This is a genomic window from Microbacterium sp. 10L49, from assembly GCF_056395125.1.
Window position 1 is genome coordinate 1,073,813 of sequence record NZ_JBFTIW010000003.1, and the last position, 20,970, is coordinate 1,094,782.

17 protein-coding genes are annotated in these 20,970 nt (G+C 70.2%); 14 read left to right on the forward strand and 3 right to left on the reverse strand.

Annotation, left to right across the window (positions count from 1 at the left end):
• Window positions 1–109: 109 nt before the first annotated feature.
• A complete protein-coding gene (locus tag AC1DCT_RS12765; RefSeq protein WP_477429586.1) occupies window positions 110–1,039 on the reverse strand; it encodes an NAD(P)-dependent oxidoreductase in 930 nt (309 codons plus the stop codon).
• A gap of 268 nt (window positions 1,040–1,307) precedes the next feature.
• Here AC1DCT_RS12765 and AC1DCT_RS12770 point away from each other — a divergent pair, with 268 nt between their 5' ends.
• From AC1DCT_RS12770 to AC1DCT_RS12800, 7 genes are all read left to right on the forward strand, one after another.
• Window positions 1,308–2,615, forward strand: a complete 1,308-nt coding sequence (locus AC1DCT_RS12770; protein WP_441977402.1) for an ABC transporter substrate-binding protein — start codon at window positions 1,308–1,310, stop codon at window positions 2,613–2,615.
• 2 nt (window positions 2,616–2,617) lie between these two features.
• Complete coding sequence (locus tag AC1DCT_RS12775; RefSeq protein ID WP_477429670.1) at window positions 2,618–3,568, forward strand: carbohydrate ABC transporter permease; 951 nt, start codon at window positions 2,618–2,620, stop codon at window positions 3,566–3,568.
• Window positions 3,565–4,506 (forward strand): carbohydrate ABC transporter permease, encoded by a 942-nt coding sequence (locus tag AC1DCT_RS12780; RefSeq protein ID WP_477429588.1) that lies wholly within the window; start codon window positions 3,565–3,567, stop codon window positions 4,504–4,506. Before AC1DCT_RS12775 ends, AC1DCT_RS12780 begins: the two co-directional genes overlap by 4 nt.
• Window position 4,507: 1 nt before the next feature.
• Complete coding sequence (locus AC1DCT_RS12785; RefSeq protein WP_477429590.1) at window positions 4,508–6,214, forward strand: amylo-alpha-1,6-glucosidase; 1,707 nt, start codon at window positions 4,508–4,510, stop codon at window positions 6,212–6,214.
• A gap of 175 nt (window positions 6,215–6,389) precedes the next feature.
• Complete coding sequence (locus AC1DCT_RS12790; protein ID WP_477429592.1) at window positions 6,390–7,706, forward strand: ABC transporter substrate-binding protein; 1,317 nt, start codon at window positions 6,390–6,392, stop codon at window positions 7,704–7,706.
• 1 nt (window position 7,707) lies between these two features.
• Entirely contained in the window at window positions 7,708–8,652 is a 945-nt protein-coding gene (locus AC1DCT_RS12795; protein ID WP_477429594.1) for a carbohydrate ABC transporter permease, read from the forward strand.
• Window positions 8,649–9,545, forward strand: coding sequence for a carbohydrate ABC transporter permease (locus tag AC1DCT_RS12800; RefSeq protein WP_477429595.1), 897 nt, complete (start codon window positions 8,649–8,651; stop codon window positions 9,543–9,545). The genes AC1DCT_RS12795 and AC1DCT_RS12800 overlap by 4 nt, the downstream gene beginning before the upstream one ends.
• Window positions 9,546–9,720: 175 nt before the next feature.
• On the opposite strand, the gene AC1DCT_RS12805 is transcribed toward AC1DCT_RS12800, so the two are convergent.
• Entirely contained in the window at window positions 9,721–10,377 is a 657-nt protein-coding gene (locus AC1DCT_RS12805) for a GntR family transcriptional regulator (RefSeq protein ID WP_441977396.1), read from the reverse strand.
• A gap of 123 nt (window positions 10,378–10,500) precedes the next feature.
• Between AC1DCT_RS12805 and AC1DCT_RS12810 the strand changes: the two genes are divergently transcribed.
• The 7 genes from AC1DCT_RS12810 to AC1DCT_RS12840 all read left to right on the forward strand — a co-directional run bounded on the left by AC1DCT_RS12810 (window position 10,501) and on the right by AC1DCT_RS12840 (window position 20,172).
• A complete protein-coding gene (locus AC1DCT_RS12810) occupies window positions 10,501–12,624 on the forward strand; it encodes a beta-galactosidase (RefSeq protein WP_477429597.1) in 2,124 nt (707 codons plus the stop codon).
• Complete coding sequence (gene gcvPA / locus AC1DCT_RS12815) at window positions 12,621–13,997, forward strand: aminomethyl-transferring glycine dehydrogenase subunit GcvPA (RefSeq protein ID WP_477429599.1); 1,377 nt, start codon at window positions 12,621–12,623, stop codon at window positions 13,995–13,997. The genes AC1DCT_RS12810 and gcvPA overlap by 4 nt, the downstream gene beginning before the upstream one ends.
• Window positions 13,994–15,622 carry an aminomethyl-transferring glycine dehydrogenase subunit GcvPB gene (gene gcvPB, locus AC1DCT_RS12820; protein WP_477429601.1) on the forward strand — a complete coding sequence of 543 codons (1,629 nt, stop codon included), beginning with the start codon at window positions 13,994–13,996 and terminating at the stop codon, window positions 15,620–15,622. The genes gcvPA and gcvPB overlap by 4 nt, the downstream gene beginning before the upstream one ends.
• Window positions 15,623–15,626: 4 nt before the next feature.
• Complete coding sequence (locus tag AC1DCT_RS12825) at window positions 15,627–16,775, forward strand: ATP-NAD kinase family protein (RefSeq protein WP_477429603.1); 1,149 nt, start codon at window positions 15,627–15,629, stop codon at window positions 16,773–16,775.
• A gap of 126 nt (window positions 16,776–16,901) precedes the next feature.
• Window positions 16,902–17,663: an SDR family NAD(P)-dependent oxidoreductase gene (locus AC1DCT_RS12830; RefSeq protein WP_477429605.1), complete on the forward strand. Its 762-nt coding sequence runs from the start codon at window positions 16,902–16,904 to the stop codon at window positions 17,661–17,663.
• Between the two features lie 267 nt (window positions 17,664–17,930).
• Window positions 17,931–19,487, forward strand: a complete 1,557-nt coding sequence (locus tag AC1DCT_RS12835; RefSeq protein WP_477429607.1) for an SDR family NAD(P)-dependent oxidoreductase — start codon at window positions 17,931–17,933, stop codon at window positions 19,485–19,487.
• Window positions 19,488–19,743: 256 nt separating this feature from the next.
• Window positions 19,744–20,172 carry a DUF1761 domain-containing protein gene (locus tag AC1DCT_RS12840; protein WP_440733057.1) on the forward strand — a complete coding sequence of 143 codons (429 nt, stop codon included), beginning with the start codon at window positions 19,744–19,746 and terminating at the stop codon, window positions 20,170–20,172.
• A 90-nt stretch (window positions 20,173–20,262) separates the two neighbouring features.
• On the opposite strand, the gene AC1DCT_RS12845 is transcribed toward AC1DCT_RS12840, so the two are convergent.
• Entirely contained in the window at window positions 20,263–20,853 is a 591-nt protein-coding gene (locus AC1DCT_RS12845) for a dihydrofolate reductase family protein (RefSeq protein WP_477429609.1), read from the reverse strand.
• Window positions 20,854–20,970: the final 117 nt, after the last annotated feature.

Genomic DNA, 20,970 nt, shown 5'->3' on the forward strand with positions numbered 1-20,970 from the left:
CCATCCTGAACTAGATACGCGCCGACGAGCCATACGCGCGGACGACGCGACGGAAGGCGAGCGGGAGCGGCCCCGGATTCCGCATCGGTCACTGCGGAATCCGCACCGGTCACCGGGGGATGAGGTTCGCCGGCTCCTCGCCGGCGAGCATGCGGTCGATCTGGGTGCGCACCAGCGCAGCGATACGCGGGTTCATCGCGGTCGAGGCGCCGCCGACGTGCGGGGTGAACAGCACGCCGGGGGTGGTCCACAGCGGGTGGCCCTCGGGCAGCGGCTCCGGATCCATGACGTCCAGGGCCGCGCGAATCCGGCCGTTCTCGGCGATCAGGGCGTCCGTGTCGACGAGTGTGCCGCGGCCGACGTTGACGAGCAGCGCTCCGTCGGCCATACGTGCCAGCATGTCCGCGTCGAACAGCTGGTGCGTGGCGGATCCGCCCGGCAGTGACAGGATGACGATCTCCGCGTCGGGCAGGAGCGCGGGCAGGTCGGCGAGCGCATGCACGGCGATCTCGCCGACGCCATCGATCATCTCGGTGCGGGCGGTCTGCGCGACCGCGATGATCGAGGTCTCGAACCCGGCGAGGCGTCGGGCCACGGCCCTTCCGACGCCGCCGATGCCGACCAGCAGCACGCGGCGATCCGCGAGGCTCGAGGTGAACGCCCGGTCCCACAGACCCGCGTCCTGTGCCCGCACGAACCGCGGCAGCTCGCGCTGCGCCGCGAGGGTCAGCGCGAGGGCGAGCTCGGCGGTCGCTGGCTCATGCACGCTGGCGGCGTTCGCGAACGGCACGCCCGCGGGCACCCGGTCGATCACGGCTTCGTAGCCGATCATCTGGCCCTGCACGAGGCCCACCTCGACGCCGTCCAGCGCGGAGAAACGCTGCCGGCCGAGGTACGACGGCACGACGATGTCGATCCGAGGCGCGGGTGGGGGTGCGGTCATGTCCCACACCTGCACCTCCACGCCGTCGGGCAGCGGGCCCTGGGCGGCGATGTCAGCGGCGAGTTCGGCGGTGGGGACGGTGACGAGCAGGCTCACCCCTCGAGCGTAGGCCCGTTGATGCACCTCCGGATCAGACCACTCTGCGGCGGGTGGACCTTCCGCTGTGCCGCGTCGTGCATCGGCGATCGTCGGGCGCACGATCATCGCAGGTGCCGCCGCCTCGACGCTGCCTCGGCTACGACCCGTGCGCCGCTCCAGAACGACGAGATCCGACGCGTGGCCGTTGACAAACGTCGTCTGTATACATAATACTGAGTGCGTCCCGACCTCCGAACTGCCCTTCAACGACGAAAGAGGTGGCGTCATGCCCCGCTCGAACCCTCGACTCCTGCGCACGCTCGCGGCAGTGTCCGCCGGCGCACTCATGCTCGGCCTCGCCGCGTGCAGCGGCGGCTCCCACGGAGGCGGTTCGGCCGCCGACGGCAAGGCCACCGTCGTCTGGTCGACGTGGGGCAGCGCGGACGAGCTCAAGCGCTACCAGGACTTCGACAAGGAGTTCATGAAGCGCCACCCCGACATCACGGTGAAGCTGCAGCCCGTCGCCGGCTACGACGATTACCACTCCAAGCTCCTCGCGCAGCTGACCAGCAACACGGCGCCCGACGTCTTCTACGTGGGCGACGACATGATCGGCCAGTTCGTCGGATCCAACCGGCTGATGCCGCTCAAGAGCCTCATGAACGGCTCGAAGAGCCAGAGCAAGGTCGATGACTTCTCGCCGGGCCTGTTCGGTGCGGCGGAGAAGGACGGCGAGATCTACGCGGCTCCGAACGACTCGAACCCCGACGTGTTCTGGTACGACAAGGAGGCGCTCAAGGCCGCGGGCGTCACCGACGACCCCGCGACCCTCGCCGCCGAGGGCAAGTGGACGACGAGCGCGTTCCTGGACATGAACAAGAAGCTGCACGACGCGGGCCTCACCGGCACGATGTTCTGGAACTACTGGGCCACGCAGTGGAGCTGGCTGAGCTCGCAGGGCGTGTCCGCGCCGTATGACAAGAGCGGGAAGTTCGTCGCGAACAAGGACGCCGACGCCGTCAAGGCGCTGGACCAGTTCGGATCCCTGTTCCAGGACAAGACCTTCCTCGTCGCCGACACCCTCCCCGACGGGGCGGGCGCCGACAGCGTCTTCGTCGCGCACAAGGCCGGGTTCTTCGTGCAGGGGCGCTACACGATCGGCACCGTCGAGGGCGCCGGCGTGAAGGACTCGTACGACATCGCGCCGTGGCCGACGCCCGACGGCAAGGCCGCGCCGACCGGCGTCGCCACCTCGTTCCTCGCGATCAACAAGGGCACCAAGGTTAAGGACGCGGCGTTCACGTTCTGGACCGAGTTCCTCTCGGCCGAGGGCCAGACCCTGCGCCTGCAGGGCGGCGGAAACGCGGTCCCGTCCATCAAGGGCGCCGACAAGGTGGTGCTGGACGGCTACCCCGCGCATGCGCAGACCTTCCTCGACATGCGCGACATCGGCTTCGTCAATTACCCGACCGAGGCGCGCCTGCCCGGCATCCGCGGCGGCATCGGCGATCAGTTCCTCGCCCTCTACCAGGGCAAGCAGGACGCGCAGGCCACGCTCGACGCGGTCGGCAAGCTGGTCCAGGACGGCAAGTGAGCATGACTGCACCGTCGGTGAGCACCCGGGCGTCGTCGTCGACGGCGCCCGGGTGGCGGCGCGAGGCCGCCTGGCGCCGCCGCGACCGGCGCTGGGGATACGCCTTCGTCGGGCCGCAGCTGATCGGCATGGGGCTGTTCGTGGTGGTGCCGTTTCTCGCGAGCCTCGTGCTCGCGTTCGCGCACTGGGACGGCCTGTCCGACCTCAGCTGGGTCGGTTTCGACAACTTCGGCGCCGAACTGGCGGATCCGCTCTTCGGCCGCGCGATCCTGAACACGCTGCTCATCGCGATCATCACGGTGCCGATCGGCCTTGCTCTCGCCGTGACCATCGCGGTGGCGCTGGAGAAGCTGAAGACCCGCACGCTCTACCTCGTGCTCTTCTTCGCGCCGGTGGTCACCTCGACGGTGGCGGTCGCGATGATGTGGCAGCAGATGTTCCGCGCGGACGGTGTGCTGTCGTCCGCCATCTCCACGATCTTCGGGATCGCGCCGCCGGACTGGTTGCAGGATCCGCGGCTCGCGCTGATCGCCGTGTGCATCGTGACGATCTGGTCGTCGCTCGGGCTCAACGTGATCATCTTCCTCGCCGGACTGCAGAACATCTCGCCGTCGGTGATCGAGGCCGCGCGGATCGACGGGGCAGGCGCCTGGCGGCTGTTCACCGCGATCCGGCTGCCGCTGCTGTCGCCGATCGTCTTCTTCTCCTCGGTGATCGCCTTCATCTCGTCGCTGCAGACCTTCGACACGGTCTACGTGCTCGTGCGGAACGCCGGCCCGGACAACGCCACCCGCACGATCGTCTATCACATCTACGACCTGGGCATGAAGAAGTTCGACTTCGGCCTCTCATCGGCCGCGAGCATCATCCTGCTGCTGCTGACCCTCGTGATCACGGGGATCCAGTTCGCCGCGCAGAACAAGTTCGTCCACTACGAGGATGACCCCGCATGAGCGTCGACACCACGCGCATCACGACCGGCGGCCACGCGCCCGCCACCGACTCCACGATCGCCCTCGTCGCCCCCGGCCGGCGGATCCGCCCTCGCGCCGCGGGCAAGGGCCGCCGTCGGCTGTCCGCCACGATCCTGCACGTCGTGCTGATCGTCGCGGGGCTCGGAATGGTGTTCCCGTTCGTGTGGATGCTGCTGACCTCGTTCAAGACCCTGCCGCAGCTGCTCAAGAACCCGCTCTCGCTGCTGCCGAGCCCGTGGACGTTCGACAACTACGTCCAGGCGTGGAACGCGGTGCCTTTCGCGCAGGCCTATCTGAATAGCGCCTACATCGCCGTGCTCGTCGTCGCCGGCACGCTCATCACCGCGTCGATGGCGGGCTACGCGTTCGCCCGCATCCGCTTCCGCGGATCCAAGGTGCTGTTCATCGTCTTCCTCGCCACGCAGATGATCCCCAAGCAGGTCACGCTCATCCCGTTCTACCTGCTGATGTCGCAGCTGGGCTGGGTGGATTCGCATCTCGCGCTCATCATCCCCGGCATGATCGCGAACCCGTTCGCGGTGTTCCTGATGCGCCAGTTCGTGCTGTCGCTGCCGCGGGAGCTCGAGGAAGCGGCGCTCGTGGACGGCGCGGGGCGGATCCGCACGTTCTTCCAGGTGATCCTGCCGAACCTGAGGCCGGGCCTTGCCGCGCTCAGCATCATCGTCGCCCTCGACGTGTGGAACTCCTTCCTGTTCCCGCTCGTGCTGCTCAACACACCCGACCTGTTCACGGTCCCGCTGCTGCTGCAGTCGTTCCAGGGTCAGTTCGGCTCGGTGAACTACGGGCTGGTGATGGCCGCCTCGGCGATCTCGACCGTGCCGATGCTGTTCGTGTTCGTGATCGGACAGCGGCGGATCCTGAACAGCATGGCCGCCTCCGGACTCGGAGGGCGCTGAGGTGACGGATGATGGTGCGCCGTCCGCGGCAGAGCTCGCACTCGCGGCTGGCGGCCATCTCGATCTGGTGACCGCCCCGTTCACGATGCCCCGTTCGCGTCTGCTGGTCTTCCGCGAGGGCGACGGCGTGCGCGTGCACACGTCCGAGTATGAGCGGGGGCTCGACGAGTGCCGCGTGCTGGATGCGCTCGAGGTGCTCGACGGCGCCGGCCGCGTGCTGCCCGTCGTCGACGTCCAGCCGCACCGGATCTCGTTCGGCAGCGTCACCCTCACCTTCGACGGGCTGCGTGCGCTCAGCATCGGCGGAGACCCGTCGGCCTCGGTTCTCCTCGCGCTGCCGGACGGCGCCGAATCCCGCCACGCGATCGGACCGGGCCTGCGCATCGATGTGGCCGCCGACCGTGGTGCGCTCGTCTCCGCACAGCCCGCCCCGGCGCACGACGATGCGCTCGCGGCGCTCGAACGGGAGTGGGGCGCCTGGTTCGACCGCTGCCCGCGGGTCCGCGAGGACCTGCAGGACATGGCGGCGTTCTGCTGGTGGGTGCTCGGCGCGAACATCGTGGAGCTGCCCGCGCTCGAGGGCGCTCGTGCGATCGTGCCGTCGAAGATCGGCTACGTCGGGCTCTGGCAGTGGGACGCGTACTTCATCGCGGTCGGCCTGCGCCACGGCGACCCCGAGCTCGCCAGGGAGCAGCTCGAGCTGGCGTTCCGGTTCCCGCGCGAGAACGGGCAGCTGCCCGACGTCGTGCACGAGCAGGGCGTGCTCGCCACGAGCGACGACCTGCCCGAGTCCGACCGGGCGACGCTGCGGCGCGCGGGCTCGCAGGTGGCGGATCCGAGCGCCCCTGTGCCGCTCACCAAGCCGCCGCTCGCCGCGTGGGCGCTGCGCAAGGTGCTCGAGGCCGAGGACGCGCCGGAGTGGGCCGCGGACCAGCTCGAGCGCGTGATCCGGTCTCAGGACTGGTGGTTCGCGGGGCCGGAGCGGAACGGATCCGACCTCGACCGCGACGGTCTGCCGGAGTACGGCCACCCGTACTCGTCCGGCCTCGACGACAGCCCCGTGTTCGACGGGCCGATCCCCACGACCGCCCCCGACCTCGCCGCCTACCTCGTGCAGCAGGACCGGGAGATCGCCGCGCTCGCGGCGCGCTACCTGCCGTGTCATGACACCGCGCCGCACCTGGCCCGCGCCGAACGCACGGCCGCGCTCCTCATGGAACGGCTGTGGGATCCGGCCGAGCGGCGCTTCATCGCGCGCGGTCCCGGATCCGGCGACCATGCGTCCGGCCACGACGGCGAGCGCATCGCGAGCGACACCGTGGTGGGGCTCATGCCGCTGCGCGTGGAAGGGCTTCCGCAAGACGCCCGCGCCGCCCTGCTCGCGGCGATCGACGACCCGGAACGCTACGCGTTGGAGTGGGGGCTGCCGACCGTGTCGGCGTCGGATCCGGACTTCTCCCCGGAACGGATGTGGCGCGGCCCGATCTGGATCAACACCAGTGCCCTCATCGCCGAGGGGCTGGACACAGCGGGTCAGCCCGAGCGGGCGAGGGCGCTGCGCGAGCAGACCGTGCGCCTGGTGATCCACGGCGGCGGCCCGCACGAGTACTTCAACCCGCGCACGGGCCTCAAGGCCGAGCGCGCGACCACGGCGTTCGCGTGGTCGGCCGCGCTGTTCCTCGACCTGGCGGTCGAACTCAGCCGCTGACCCGCGGCCCGCGCCCCCTCTGAGCATCGAGACCCCCTCCTGCCTGCGCGGCTGCGAGGGGGTCTCGGCGTTGCGAGGGGGCCTCGACGCATTCGCCGGCCCTGCCTCGACGAACCCTGGTGTTAGCGTAACCACGCGTGTACTGTATGCAATATCCAATATTGACGAGGAGGTCATGATGAAGCGACGCGGCATGCTCGCGCTGGCGATGGGGACTGCGGCGACCGTCGCCCTGTCCGGGTGCGCGTTCGGCGGAGGGGCGCAGACCGGCGGCGAGGCGCTGAAGCCGGGCGCCCAGGCCACAGGCACGATCACGATCTGGTCGTGGGACGTCGCCGCGACAGCGCTCAAGCGCCTCGGCGCCGACTATGAGAAGGCGCATAAGGGCACCACGATCAAGGTCGTCGACATCGGCTACGACAACGCCTACGACAAGATCTCGGTCGGGTTGCAGGCCGGCACCGGCCTCCCCGACCTGATCACGCTCGAGACCGACCACAACCAGAGCTACCTCACGCAGTTCCCGAAGGGCTTCGCGGACCTCTCGCCTGTGCTCGGCGACAAGAAGGCCGACTTCGACCCGTTCAAGTGGTCGACCGGCACCGACAAGGGTGGCGCGCTGCGCATGGCGCCGTGGGACTCCGGCACGGTCGGGCTGTACTACCGCACCGACTACTTCCAGGCCGCGGGCGTGGATCCCTCCGCCGTGAAGACCTGGGACGATCTCGTCGCCGCCGGGGAGAAGATCAAGGCGGCCACGGGACACACGCTGCTCACTGCCGACCTCTCCGCGGGCGGATCCCTCTCGATGTACCTGCAGCAGCAGGGCGCCGGCTACTTCGACGACAAGGGCGACATCACGGTGAACTCGCCGGACGCCGTTCGCGCGCTCACCCTGCTGCAGACCATGCAGCAGAAGGGGCTGATCACCAACGCCAAGGGCTGGGACGCGAGCGTCACGAGCGCGAAGGACGGCGACTCCGCCGTTACCCCCGAGGCGGTCTGGTGGATCGGCACCCTCGAGGGCGAGGCGCCCGAGCTTAGCGGGAAGTACGCCGTGCGGGACCTGCCGGTGTTCGACGACGCCAGCGCCCCGACCTCGAACAACGGCGGATCCGGTCTCGCGATCCCGGCGCAGGCGAAGAACCCGCAGCTCGCGGCCGACTTCATGAGCTACGTGCTGGCCAACACCGACAACCAGTCGAGCATGATGCAGAAGGAGGGGCTCTTCCCGGCGTATCTGCCGGCGCTGAAGGCCGACTTCTTCGAGCAGCCGAGCGAGTACTTCGGCGGGCAGAAGGTGTTCCAGACCTTCGCCGAGCTGACGCCGAAGATCCCGTCCATCGCCTTCACCTCCGACCAGTCGGTCGCGAGCGACGCCGTGATCAACGCGGTCAGCGCCGCGGTGCTGAACGGTGAGGATCCGAAGAAGGCGCTCGACGACGCGGCCGCGCAGATCGCGAACTCGACCGGTCGCAAGATCGCGGGCTGACATGACGGTCGCCACCATGCGGCGGTCTTCCGCGGAGGGGAGCCGAGACGAGAACCGTCACGACTCCCCTCGCACGGGCCGGCGCTTCGCCGCGCGCATGCAGCGCCCAGGGCTGTGGTTCGCCCTTCCGGCGGCTGCGCTGCTCGCGCTGTTCTTCGCGTACCCACTCGCGGTGTCGCTGCTGCAGAGCTTCTTCCGCACCTCGGGCGGCGTCAGCACCTTCGTCGGTCTCGACCAGTACGCGCGGATGTTCCGGGATCCGCTCGTACTGAAGAGCCTGGGCAACGCGCTGCTGATCCTGGTCGTGCAGGTGCCGATCATGATCGCGCTCGCCGTGGGCCTCGCCTACCTGTTGAACCAGGCATGGCTGCGCTTCCGGGCCGGGTTCCGTCTGCTCACCTTCCTGCCGTCGATTACGACGCTGGTCGCGTACTCGGTCGTGTTCCGGGTGATCATGACTACGGACGGCGGCATGCTGAACCAGTTCCTCGCCCTGTTCGGTGCGGGCCCCATCGATTGGCTGAACAACGAGTGGTGGGCGCGGGTGGCGGTGATCGCCTCGATCACCTGGCGCTGGACCGGTTACAACATGGTCATCATCCTCGCCGGGCTCCAGTCGATCCCGCCCGAACTCTACGAGGCGGCGCGCATCGACGGTGCGGGGCGCTGGCAGATCTTCCGGCACATCGTCGTCCCCCAGCTGCGGCCGGTGCTGATCTTCACCAGCGTCACGTCGACGATCGGCGCGCTGCAGCTCTTCGACGAGAACTTCATCCTCACCGGCGGCGGCCCGAACAACGCGACGCTCACGCCGGTGCTCTACCTGTACAAGATCGGCTTCCAGCAGTTCGACTTCGGCTACGCGAGCGCGATCGCCTGGATGCTCGTGATCCTCACCGGGATCATCGCCGTGATCCAGTTCCGCATCATGAGGGAGAAGCCATGACGACCCAGCTGATCACCACCGGCCGCGGCCGGCGCCTCGGTCAGCCCGCGGACCGTTCCGGCGAGCCGCTGCTGCGCAGGATCGTGCTGCGGGCGCCGGTCTACGCGGTCATGATCGTGGCGAGCGTGCTCGCACTGATCCCGTTCCTGTGGATGGTCATCGCCTCCACGCACAAGACCAGCGACCTCTTCGTCACCCCGCTGCCGATCCTGCCCGGTGGCGAGTTCTGGCAGAACCTCGGCCGGCTGCAGGAGAGCATCGGCTTCGGGCAGGTGATGCTCAACAGCGTGCTCGTGGCCGTGGTCTACACGGTGTTCAGCTCGCTGGTCAGCATCATGTGCGGATATGGGCTCGCCACCTACCGGTTCCGCGGTCGCAGCGTGCTGCTGGGCGTGATCCTCGTCACCATGATGATCCCGATGCAGGTGCTGCTCGTGCCGCTGTTCCAGATGATGGCCAGCGCCGGATGGATCGACAGCTACCAGGCGCTGATCGTCCCGTTCCTCGCGAACGCGTTCGGCATCTTCCTGATGCGGCAGGGGTTCCTCGATTTCCCGGCCTCGCTCATCGAGGCGGCTCGGATCGACGGCGCGAGTGAGCTGCGCACCTTCTACCGGATCGTGCTGCCGGTCGCGCGCCCGCAGATCGCGGCGCTCGTGATCTACACGTTCATCAGCCAGTGGAACTCGTTCATCTGGCCGCTGCTCATGCTCAACTCGGAGGACCGGTACACCGTCCCGGTCGCGCTGAACACGATGATCGGCCTGAGCCGGGTCGACTACTCCGGGCTCATGCTCGGATCCTTGCTGGCGACGCTGCCGCTGCTCGTGCTGTTCCTGGTCTTCCAGAAGCAGTTCGTGGCGGGCCTGCTCGGCGGCGCCGTCAAGGGATGACCCGGCGCGGGCGCTCGCCGCAGCGGGCGCTCGCCGCGGCCCGGAGCACCCGGCGGATGCGGCGTTTCCCTCCCCCGGTCGTCTTTCCCTCCTCGCAGCGACGTCTGTGCGGGGAGGGGAAGACGGCGAGGGGAGGGAAACGCGTGTGTCGCCGGCGGGGCGGGGCGGGCTGGAGTCAGGCGCTGAAGTACGCGCTGGAGGAGTTGTCGAGGATCCGGCGCATGCCATGCATCCAGTTGACCTTGAGGGCGTCGATCGCGGCCGGCACGTCGCCGTCCGCGAGGGCGTGCGCGATCGCGGCGTGCTCGGCGGCGACCCGATCGATCTTCACGTCATCCGCGACGAGGAGGGCCTCATAGCGGTGGAAGGATCCGCGCACGCTCTCGATCACGTCGAGCAGGCGCCGGTTCGGGCAGACGGACAGCATGAGGGCGTGCCACTCGTCGTCCTTGGTCATCACGAGGGCGTGCTCGACGTGCTCGTCGGTGAACGCGTCGGCGAGCTCGACCAGGCGCACGCCGACCTTCTTCAGATCCTCGACCGCGCTGAGCTCGAGGGCGAGGCTCTCCAGGGTCGCCATCACCGGCGCGAGGTCCTCGAACTCGCCGGCGCTGAGCGGCACGAAACGGAAGCCCTTGCCGTTCTCACTGGTGATCTGGCCCTCGGACTCCAGGGCGATCAGGGCCTCCCGCAGGGGGGTGCGGCTCACGCCGAGCTCAGCGGCGAGCTGCACCTCGTTGATGCCCTCGCCGGGCCTGACCTGTCCGGCGCGCATGCGGGTGAGCAGCTCCTCGCGCACCTGGGAACGCAGGTTCTTGCGTTCGATAGCCATTCGTTCTCCCCTTCGGCCGGTGCGGTCAGCCTACGGCTTGACCGGATCCAGCATTCGCCATACGCTTGCTGTATACAGAATACATTGAACAGCGTTTCTGTACAGACTCAGGGAGGAGCCGTCGTGGCCCAGCATCTCGACGACGAGCGGATCCGGGAGGTCCGCATCGACGCCCTGGCGTTCGGCGGCGACTACAACCCCGACCAGTGGTCCGAGGATGTGTGGCGTGAGGATATCCGCCTCATGCTCGACGCGGGCGTGAACATGGTGAGCCTGCCGATCTTCAGCTGGCCGCAGCTCGAGCCCGAGCCCGGTGTCTACGACTGGAGCTGGCTGGACCGGATCCTGGATCTGCTGCACGAGGCGGGGATCCGCATCGACCTCGCCACCGCCACCGCGACCCCGCCGTCCTGGCTGCTGCGCGCGCACCCCGAGATGGCGCCGTGGGACTCCGACGGGCACCGCCTGGAGTTCGGCTCGCGGCAGACCTACTGCCCGTCCTCGCCGATCTGGCGCGAGAACGTGGCCCGAATGACCCGCGCGATCGCCGAGCGCTACGGCGAGCACCCGGGGCTTGCGATGTGGCACATCTCGAACGAGTACGGCGATCACGTGTCGCGCTGCTGGTGCCCCGAATCCGCTCGGCACTTCCGTCGCTGGCTGCAGGACCGCTACGGCGACCTGGACGGGCTGAACGAGGCCTGGGGCGTGAACGTGTGGGGCCAGCGCTACACCTCCTGGGAGCACATCGAGACGCCGAAGAAGGCGCCGGGACCGATCAACCCCACCAAGCTGCTGGACTTCGAGCGGTTCTCCTCCGACGCGATGCTCGAGCTGTTCCAGATCGAGATCGACGTGCTGCGCGAGGTCACCCCCGACATCGCCGTGACCACGAACTTCATGAGCATGTTCCGCGACCTCGACTACTGGCGCTTCGCCGAGCGCGAGGACGTGGTCACCGATGACGCATACCCGGATCCGATGGATCCGACCTCGCACGTCGGTGCCGCCCTCAACTACGGGCTCATGCGCGCGCTCAAGGGCGGGCGGCCGTGGCTGCTGCTGGAGTCGTCGGCGAGCGCGACCAGCTGGCGCGACGTGAACGTGCCGAAGGCGCCCGGCAAGATCCGGGTGGAGAGCCTGCAGGCCGTGGCGCACGGATCCGACGCCGTCATGTTCTTCCAGTGGCGCCAGGCGAAGTACGGCCAGGAGAAGTTCCACTCGTCGATGCTGGGTCACCGCGGCGAGAAGTCGCGCAGCTTCCAGGAGACGAGGGCGCTCGGACACGAGCTGCGCCGGCTCGAGCCCGTGCGCGGCAGCCGGGTGCGCTCGCGCGTGGGCCTCGTCGTGGACTGGGATTCCTGGTGGGGCTCCAGTGCGCTCGAATCTCTGCCCTCGCAGCGGCTGCAGTGGGCGCAGCAGGCCCGTGCCTGGCACCGCGCGCTCTACACGCTCGGCCACCCCGTCGACGCCGTGCGCGTGGGCGGCGCCGCGAGCGGCACCCCGTTCGAGCGCTACGACGTGATCGTGGCGCCGAATCTGTACATCCTCGAGGAGTCGCAGACGGCCGCGCTGCGTGCCTTCGTCGCTCGCGGCGGGACGCTCGTCGTCGGGCCGTTCTCCTGCGTCGTCGACAGCACCGAGAAGGTGCACGACGGCGGCGCCCCGGGTCCGCTGCGCGACCTGCTCGGCATCGAGGTCGACGAGCAGTGGCCGATCGCGGACGGGCTCGTCGAGCATCTGGCCTACGCGGGTGCCGAGCTCGCCGTGCCGCACTGGGGCGAGTGGATCGAAGCGGGCGACGACGTCGAGATCCGCGGGGCATACACCACCGGCGAGCTCGCGGGCCTCCCCGCGATCACCCGCCGCACGGCCGGATCCGGATCCGCCTGGTACGTCAGCGCGATGCTGTCGCCCGAGGGTCTGGTCACGATGTTCCGCGACGTGCTCCGCACGGCGGGCCTGCCCGCCCGCGACGAGGTGTCCGTGCAGGCCGAGGCCGTCACGCGCTCGGACGACAAGACCGACTACACCTTCCTGCTGAACCACGCGGCCGACCCCGTGACCTTCCACCTGCCGGTCGCCGGCCTCGATCTGATCACCGGATCCGAGACCGCGGACACCGTGACGCTCGATGCCTACGGCGTCGCCGTCGTGGCCACGCCGCGCGCCGCGCAGATCCCTTTCCTCACCCTGACCCATACCCCGCGGCCCACCCCGCCCACCCCGTCGAAGGAGCTGGCATGACGCAGACGTTCGTGCACCCCTACATCCCGAACTCGGCGCCCGAGATCCGCGCCGAGATGCTTGCCGCCGTCGGCGCCGCCTCCGTCGAGGATTTCTACGCCGACGTGCCGGAGGACCTGCGCCTGCGCCGTCCGCTGGACGTTCCGGCCCCGCTGCCGGCCGAGCAGGACCTCGCCCGGCACGTGCGGGGGATCCTGGCGCAGAACCGCACCACCGAGGAGCGCCTGAGCTTCCTCGGCGCGGGCACGTACAACCACTACGTGCCGGCGGTCGTGGACGAGGTCATCCGCCGCAGCGAGTTCCTCACCGCCTACGCGGGGGAGCCCTACGAGGATCACGGCCGGTTCCAGGCGCTGTTCGAGTACCAGTCGCTCATGGCCGAACTGCTCGCGATGGACGTCGTGAACGTGCCCACCTATGACGGCTACCAGGCCACGGCCACGGGCCTCGCGATGGCCGGCCGGCTCACCGGCCGCGGCCGTGTGCTCGCCGTGAGCGACGTGCTGCCGGAGAAGGACTCGAAGGTGCGCGACTACACGCGCGCCGGCCTCGAGATCGAGCGGATCCCCACCGCGGGCGGCGTCGCGGACCTCGCGGCGCTGCGGGAGCGGCTCGGCGACGACGTCGCGGCCGTGTGGGTCGAGACGCCGAGCTTCACCGGTGCGGTCGAGACCCAGTTGCGCGAGATCGCCGGGGCGGCGCACGCGGCCGGGGCGGTCGTCGTGGTCGGCACCGACCCGATCGGCTACGGCGTGCTCACCCCGCCCGCGCTGCAGGGCGCCGACATCGTCACGGGCGACATCCAGTCGCTCGGCCTGCACCAGTGGTTCGGCGGCGCGCACGCCGGGTTCATCGCGGTGCACGACGAGCCCCGGTTCGTGATGGAGATGCCTTCGCGCCTGTTCGGCCTGGAGTCCACCGACGTGCCCGGCGAGTACGGCTTCGGCGACGTCGCCTACGACCGCACCTCCTTCGCGCATCGCGAAGAGGGCAAGGAATGGGTCGGCACCGCCGCCGCGCTGTGGGGCATCGCCGCCGGCGTGCACCTCGCGCTCATGGGGCCGCAGGGCATGGCCGACCTGGGCGAACTGCTGCTCGCCCGCACCGCGTACGCCCAGCAGAAGCTCGCCGCGCTCGACGGCGTCGCCCTGGGTGACGACGCGCTGCACTTGCGCGAGTTCACGATCCGCTTCGACACCGCTCGCGCCGCCGACGTCGTCACCGCGCTGCGCGCCGAAGGAATCGAGCCCGGCGTCGTCGTGGACGAGCACACCCTGCTCGTCTGCGTGACCGAGGCCACCTCCGCATCCGACATCGACCGCCTCGCCGCCGCGCTCGCGACGGCCATCGACACCGAGGAGCAGGCCGCGTGACCCTTCCCGTCGCCCCCAAGCAGAGCCCCCGCCGGTTCCAGCAGGCCAGCTGGGACGAGCCGATCGTCTTCGAGCTGTCCACGACGGGCGAGCGCGGCGTGCTCGTGACGCCCGTCGAGCCCGCCGTGCGCGAGGCGGTCGGCGATGTCGTCGCCGCCCTCCCCGAGGGGATGCGCCGTCCCATGCCGCCGGCGCTGCCCGAGATCGCGCAGATGCGCGTGCTCAAGCACTACCTGCGGCTGTCGCAGGAGAACCTCGGATCCGACCTCAACGTCGACATCGGTCAGGGCACCTGCACGATCAAGTACTCGCCCAAGATCAACGACCAGCTCATCGAGGTGCCGCAGCTGCGCGCACTGCACCCCGCGCAGGATCCCGCCGACACGCAGGGCGCACTCGAGACGATCTGGCGCCTCGAGCGGCTCATGGCCGAGATCTCCGGCATGGACGCCGTCTCGCTCGCCTCCCCGGGCGGATCCGCGGGAATCTGGACGAACATCGCGATGATCCGCGCCTACCACGCGTCGCACGGCGAGGCCGAGCAGCGCGACGAGGTCATCACGACGATCTTCAGCCACCCGTCGAACGCGGCCGCGGCCAAGGTCGCCGGGTACAAGGTCATCACGATCTACCCGGACGCCGACGGCTACCCCGACCTGGCCGCGCTCAAGGCCGCGCTCTCGGAGCGCACCGCGGCGATCATGGTGACCAACCCCGAGGACACCGGCATCTACAACCCCGCGATCAAGGAGTGGGTCGACGCCGCGCACCAGGTCGGCGCCCTCGCGTCCTACGATCAGGCCAACGCGGCCGGCATCCTCGGCATCACCCGTGCCCGCGACGCCGGATTCGACGTGTGCCAGTTCAACCTGCACAAGACGTTCTCAGCGCCGCACGGCAGCGGTGGTCCGGGAGCGGCGGCCAATGCGGTCAGCGCCGCCCTGGCACCGTTCCTGCCCGGCCCGCGCGTGGAGCGGGTAGACGGACGCTTCGTGGTGCGCGAGCCCGGCGAGCTGTCGATCGGGCACGTCGCCCCGGCGCACGGGGTCATCCTGCACGTCGTGCGGGCGTATGCGTGGATCATGGCGCTCGGTGCCGAGGGCATGCTCGAGGCCTCGCGGATCGCGGTGCTGAACAACAACTACCTCCTTAAGAAGGTGCTCGAGATCCCCGGGGCGTCCGCACCCTACGCGACCGGTCGCCGCCGTATCGAGCAGGTGCGGTACTCGTGGCAGGAGCTGTTCGAGGAGACCGGAATCTCCTCGGAGGAGATCGGCATCCGGATGGCCGACTACGGCTTCCACTACTGGACGAGCCACCACCCCTACGTCGTGCCGCAGCCGTTCACGCTCGAGCCCACCGAGTGCTACTCGAAGGCCGAGATCGACGAGTACGTCGCGGCGCTGGCGCAGGTCGCGCAGGAGGCGCGGGAGAACCCCGAGCTCGTGCGCACAGCGCCGCACAACCAGACCGTGCACCACACGCACCACGACGACCTGGACGACCCCGAGCGCTGGGCGATCACCTGGCGCGCGTACCGCCGGAAGTACTTCGGCGAGGCGCCGGCCGGTCCCGCGGAGAGCGCTCTGCCGAACGCGGAGCTCGTCGCGGCGGCAGGAGTCTGATCGCGTGATCGGACTGGTCGTCAACCCTGTCGCCGGAGTCGGCGGGCCTGCGGGTCTCGCCGGCTCAGACGGTGCGGTCGTGCAGGCGCGGGCGGCGGAGCACGGTTCCCTCCCGCGGGCGCACGAGCGTGCCGTGCAGGCGCTGACGATCATCGCCCGCTCGCACCCCGCGGAGCGGATCCTCACCGCCGCCGGGGCCATGGGTGGCACCGCCGTGGCGGAGGCGGGGCTCGAGCCGGTCGTGGTCTTCACGCCGTCCTCGGCCACGACCACGCCTGACGACACCGCCGCCGCGGTCGCCGCCGTGGCGGCGGCCGGCGCATCGCTCGTGCTGGTGGCAGGAGGCGACGGCACTCTGCGCGATGCCGTGCGGGGGCTGGGCCCGTCGTCGGGGAGCCCGGGTGCGCCGGCCGTCCTGGGCATCCCCGCCGGCGTCAAGATGTACTCGCCGGTGTTCGCGGTCACGCCGGTCGCGGCGGGATCCCTCGCCGCCGACTGGCTCGGGCCGGATCCGGTCGCCACTGCCGAGCGCGAGGTGCTCGACGTCGACGAGGCGGCACTGCGCCGCGCCCGCGTCGAACCCGCTCTGTACGGCACGCTGCGCGTGCCGCAGCGCCTCGGGCGAACCCAGGCGCGCAAGGCGCCGACCCCGGTGAGCGAGGAGGCGGCCGTTGCCTCGGCCGCACACGCGGCGGTGGCTGCGATGCAGCCGGGCATCCGCTACTTGCTCGGCCCCGGTGGCACCACGGCGCGGATCGCCGCCGTGCTCGGCATCGCGAAGACCCCGCTCGGCGTGGATGTCGTGCTCGACGGGCGCCTCGTCTCTGCGGGCGCCGACGAGCACCGGCTGCTCGAGGAGGTCGCCGCCGGTCCCGCGCAGGCCGTGGTCACCGTGATCGGCGGCCAGGGCTTCCTGCTCGGCCGGGGCAACCAGCAGCTCTCCGCGCACGTGATCCGCGCGCTCGGGCCGGATCCGCTCCTCGTCGTCGCCCCCGAGCAGAAGCTCGTCGACCTCGGCGGACGCCCGCTCCTCGTCGACACCGGTGATCCCCACGTCGACGCCTCCCTCGCCGGACACATCCGCGTCATCACCGGCGCCGCAGCCGCCGCGTTCTACGCTGTCGCCGCGCCCGAAGCCTCCGTCCCCGTCTGACCCGATCCCGCCCCCTCTCGGTCCCCAAGCACCGCACGAAACCCCGGTCCCTGAGCACCACACCAACCCGGTCCCTGAGCCTGTCGAAGGGGCCGCACCGAACCACCGACCCGCAAGGAGCATCCCATGCGTCTGCAGAACAAGAACGCCATCGTCACCGGAGGCGCCGGCGGCATCGGCCGCGCCACGTCCCTCGCCTTCGCGGCCGAGGGTGCCAACGTCGCCGTCGTCGACCTGAACGCCGAGGCCGCCGAAGCCGTCGCGGAGGAGATCCGCGCGGCCGGCGGCACCGCTGTCGCGATCGGCGCCGACGTCTCCAGTGAGGCCGACATCGAGCGCGTCGTGGCCTCGGTCGTCGACGGATTCGGCGGCGTCGACGTCGTCTTCAACAACGCGGGCATCATCCGGCGCACCACGGCGGTCGAGACCACGGTCGAGGAGTGGGACCGCGTGTTCGGCGTGAACGTGCGGGCGATCTTCCTGATGTGCAAGCACGTCGTGCCGGTCATGGCCGCGAACGGCGGCGGATCCATCGTGAACACGGGATCGGGCTGGGGCCTCAAGGGCGGCGGTCAGGCGATCTCCTACTGCGCCTCGAAGGGCGCGGTCGTGAACATGACCCGGGCGCTCGCGATCGACCACGGCCCGCAGGGCATCCGCGTCAACTCGGTCAATCCGGGCGACGTCGACACCGGCATGCTGCGCGACGAGGCGCGCCAGCTCGGTCAGGACCAGGCCGGCTTCCTCGCCGAGGCTGCGGAGCGCCCGCTGAACCGGATGGGCCAGCCCTCAGAGATCGCCGCGGCGGTCGTCTGGCTCGCGAGCGACGAGTCGTCGTACGTGACCGGTTCCGCCCTCGTCGTCGACGGCGGCGGCGGCATCGCCTGAGCCCCGGCGCCTGGGTGCACCGGGCACCCCGGGGCCCTGGGTACCCGGTGCCTCAGTGCGCCCGGGTGCGCCCGTGCGCCCAGGTGCGCGTTTCCCTCCCCGTGTGGTCTTTCCCTCGCCGTGCAGACGCCACTGCGGGGAGGGAAAGACGGCCATGGGAGGGAAACAGGACGGGATCCGGGTCTCGTCGCGGACGGGATGCGGGTCACGTCGCGAGTGAGATCCGGGCCGGGCTCTCATCCAGCCTGTTCGCGTAAAATCGTGACAATGACCGACGCCCCCTCCGACGCCCCGTCGACGCAGAGCGACCTCAGCGCCACGACAGGCGGCGACGCCGTCGGATCCGGCATCGACCCGGCCGACCTCGCGACCACCCTTCGAGTGCTCGCCGAGCTGCACGGGCTCGAGCAGGACCACCCCGACTTCATCACCGTGCGCCGTGCGACCGCGGCCATGTTCAAGGCCGCCAAGCGGGTGCGCCGCCGGGAGATCCGCGATGCCATCGCCGAGGCGGACAAGGCCGTGATCGCGGCGACCGCGACGGGCGCCCCGGACCGCATCGACGACGAGACCCGCGGCCTGGATCTTGCTTCCAGCGTGGTCGACGCTCCGATCGCGGGGGAGCTGCTGAAGCCCCGCAACTGCTACATCTGCAAGCAGTCGTACACGACGGTCGACGCGTTCTACCACCAGCTCTGCCCCGACTGCGCGCGGTTCAGCCACGGCAAGCGCAACGCCCGCACCGACCTCACCGGCAAGCGCGCGCTGCTCACCGGCGGTCGCGCGAAGATCGGCATGCACATCGCGCTGCGGCTGCTCCGCGACGGCGCGCACACCACGATCACCACGCGCTTCCCGCGCGACGCGGTGCGCCGGTTCGCGGCGCTCGAGGACTCGGCCGACTGGCTGCACCGGCTGCGCGTGGTCGGCATCGACCTGCGCGACCCGGCCCAGGTGATCGCGCTCGCCGACTCCGTCGCGGCCCAGGGTCCGCTCGACATCCTCATCAACAACGCCGCGCAGACCGTGCGCCGCTCGCCCGGCGCGTACTCGCTGCTGGCCGACGCCGAGCTGCAGCCGCTCCCGGACGGGCCGCTGCCCGAGATGGAGACCTTCGGGCACACCGCTGATCCGCACCCCGAGGCGCTGCAGGCCTCGGTCGACGCGCATCCGCTGCTGTCGATCGCCTCCCTCGGCGGCACGATCGCCGAGCAGGGCGGTCAGGCGCTGACCGCAGAGGAGCTCGCCCGGCTCGCGATGGCCCCCGGATCCTCTTCGCTCGCGAAGCACGCCGACGGCACCGCCATCGACGCGGGCGGTCTCGTGCCCGACGTGAACCGCGTGAACAGCTGGGTGCAGAGCGTGGACCAGGTGGATCCGCTCGAGATGCTCGAGGTGCAGCTCTGCAACACGACCGCGCCGTTCCTTCTGATCAGCCGGCTGCGTCCGTCGATGGCCGCGTCGCCCGCGCGGCGCAAGCACATCGTGAACGTCTCGGCGATGGAGGGTCAGTTCTCCCGCCGGTACAAGGGACCGGGGCACCCGCACACGAACATGGCGAAGGCGGCGCTCAACATGCTCACCCGCACCAGTGCCGGCGAGATGCTGGAGACCGACGGGATCCTGATGACCGCGGTCGACACCGGCTGGATCACCGACGAGCGGCCGCACTACACGAAGGTGCGCCTGGCCGAGGAGGGCTTCCACGCGCCGCTCGACCTCGTCGACGGCGCCGCCCGCGTGTACGACCCGATCGTGCGCGGCGAGGCAGGCGAGGACATCCACGGCGTGTTCCTGAAGGACTACGAGCCCAGCCCCTGGTGACCGCTCGCGTCCGGTGATGCGTCGCTGAGCCGGCCGTTCTGCAGGGAGGAGCCGGCGTTCTGCAGGGCCGCAGCGCCGGATGGTGCGTTCGAGGCCGGGAATCGCCGGGATCCGACACCCCCGCCCTGCGCAACGGCCGGACCGCCTTCTGCAACGGCGGAGCCGCGGTGCTCCACGGGTGACGGGATCCGCCGCGGTACCCTGAGCGCACCGGATCGCGGGTGCGGACCCGCCCGATCGAGCGAGGAGCACGACGATGGTTCCTGAGATCAACTACTGGGCCGTTCTGCTGGCGACTGCGTCGAGCATGGTCGTCGGATCCATCTGGTACGCCCGCGGCGTGCTCGGCACCCGCTGGGCGCGGTTGGCCGGCGTGGACCTCGACAACCCCAAGGGCAACCCTGTGCTGGCCATCATCGCGACGGTGATCGTGAGCTTCGTCACGGCGTGGGTGCTCGCGGGGGCCACGGCGATCGCCTGGCACTTCTACGGCGGATCGTTCTTCGTCTCGGCGCTGGTCACCGCAATCACGCTGTGGATGGGCTTCACGGCGGCGCGGTTCATCACGCACGACGCCTTCGAGGGGCGCCCCAGCTCGCTGACGGTGATGAACATCGCGCACGAACTCGTGACGGTCGTCGTGATGGCCGTGCTCATCGGGGTCTGGCCGCCGGCACTCGGCTGACCTCGGCGCGCTGTCGGCTGTGCCCGCGCGCCTGCCTCCCGAGGCTCCCGGGGGCCCGAGCGACCCCGCACGCCCGGGCTGAGCCGCGCCTCAGCGCCGGATGGCGTAGCGGTGCAGCGTGACGCCCTGGTCGTACGCGGCCTGCTCGAGCAGGTCGAGGATCACCGGATCCCGGGTCTCGCCGGGGCGGGGCTCGTCGAACAGCGGGCGACCGGATCCGAGGATCGCCGGGTGCGTGAACAGCAGCAGCTCGTCGAGCAGGCCGGCATCGAGCAGCGCCGTGGCGAGCGTCGCTCCGCCGACGCCGATGGCGCCGTCGGTCTCGGCGCGGACCTCGGCGAGCCGGTTGACCGCATCCTCGCCGATGACACGCGTGTGGAATGGCGCCTCGGTGCGCGTGCGCGAGACGAGGATCTTCGGCTTGTCGGTCCAGATCGCCCCGTACTCCTGCATGAACTCGGGCAGCGACCGGTTGTCACGCGCCGCGGGCCAGTACGACTCCATGATCTCGAACACGCGGCGGCCCTGCACCATGAGCGCGAGGTCTGCCGCACGCCGGTTGAACTCGCGGTGCAGCGGTTCATCGATCCGCATCCAGTCACCGCCGCCGTCCTCGCCGGGAGCGGCCTCGATCTGCAGGTCGAGGGACACGTTCATCCAGTACACGAACCGGCCGGCCATGCGCTTCTCCCATCCTCGGGGACGGGTTCGACGCTAGCCCCGGGGATCCGCGGACGCAATGGATACGGATCCGTCTCGGGGGCGGCAGGCGCCATGGATCCGGATCCGCCCGGGGGT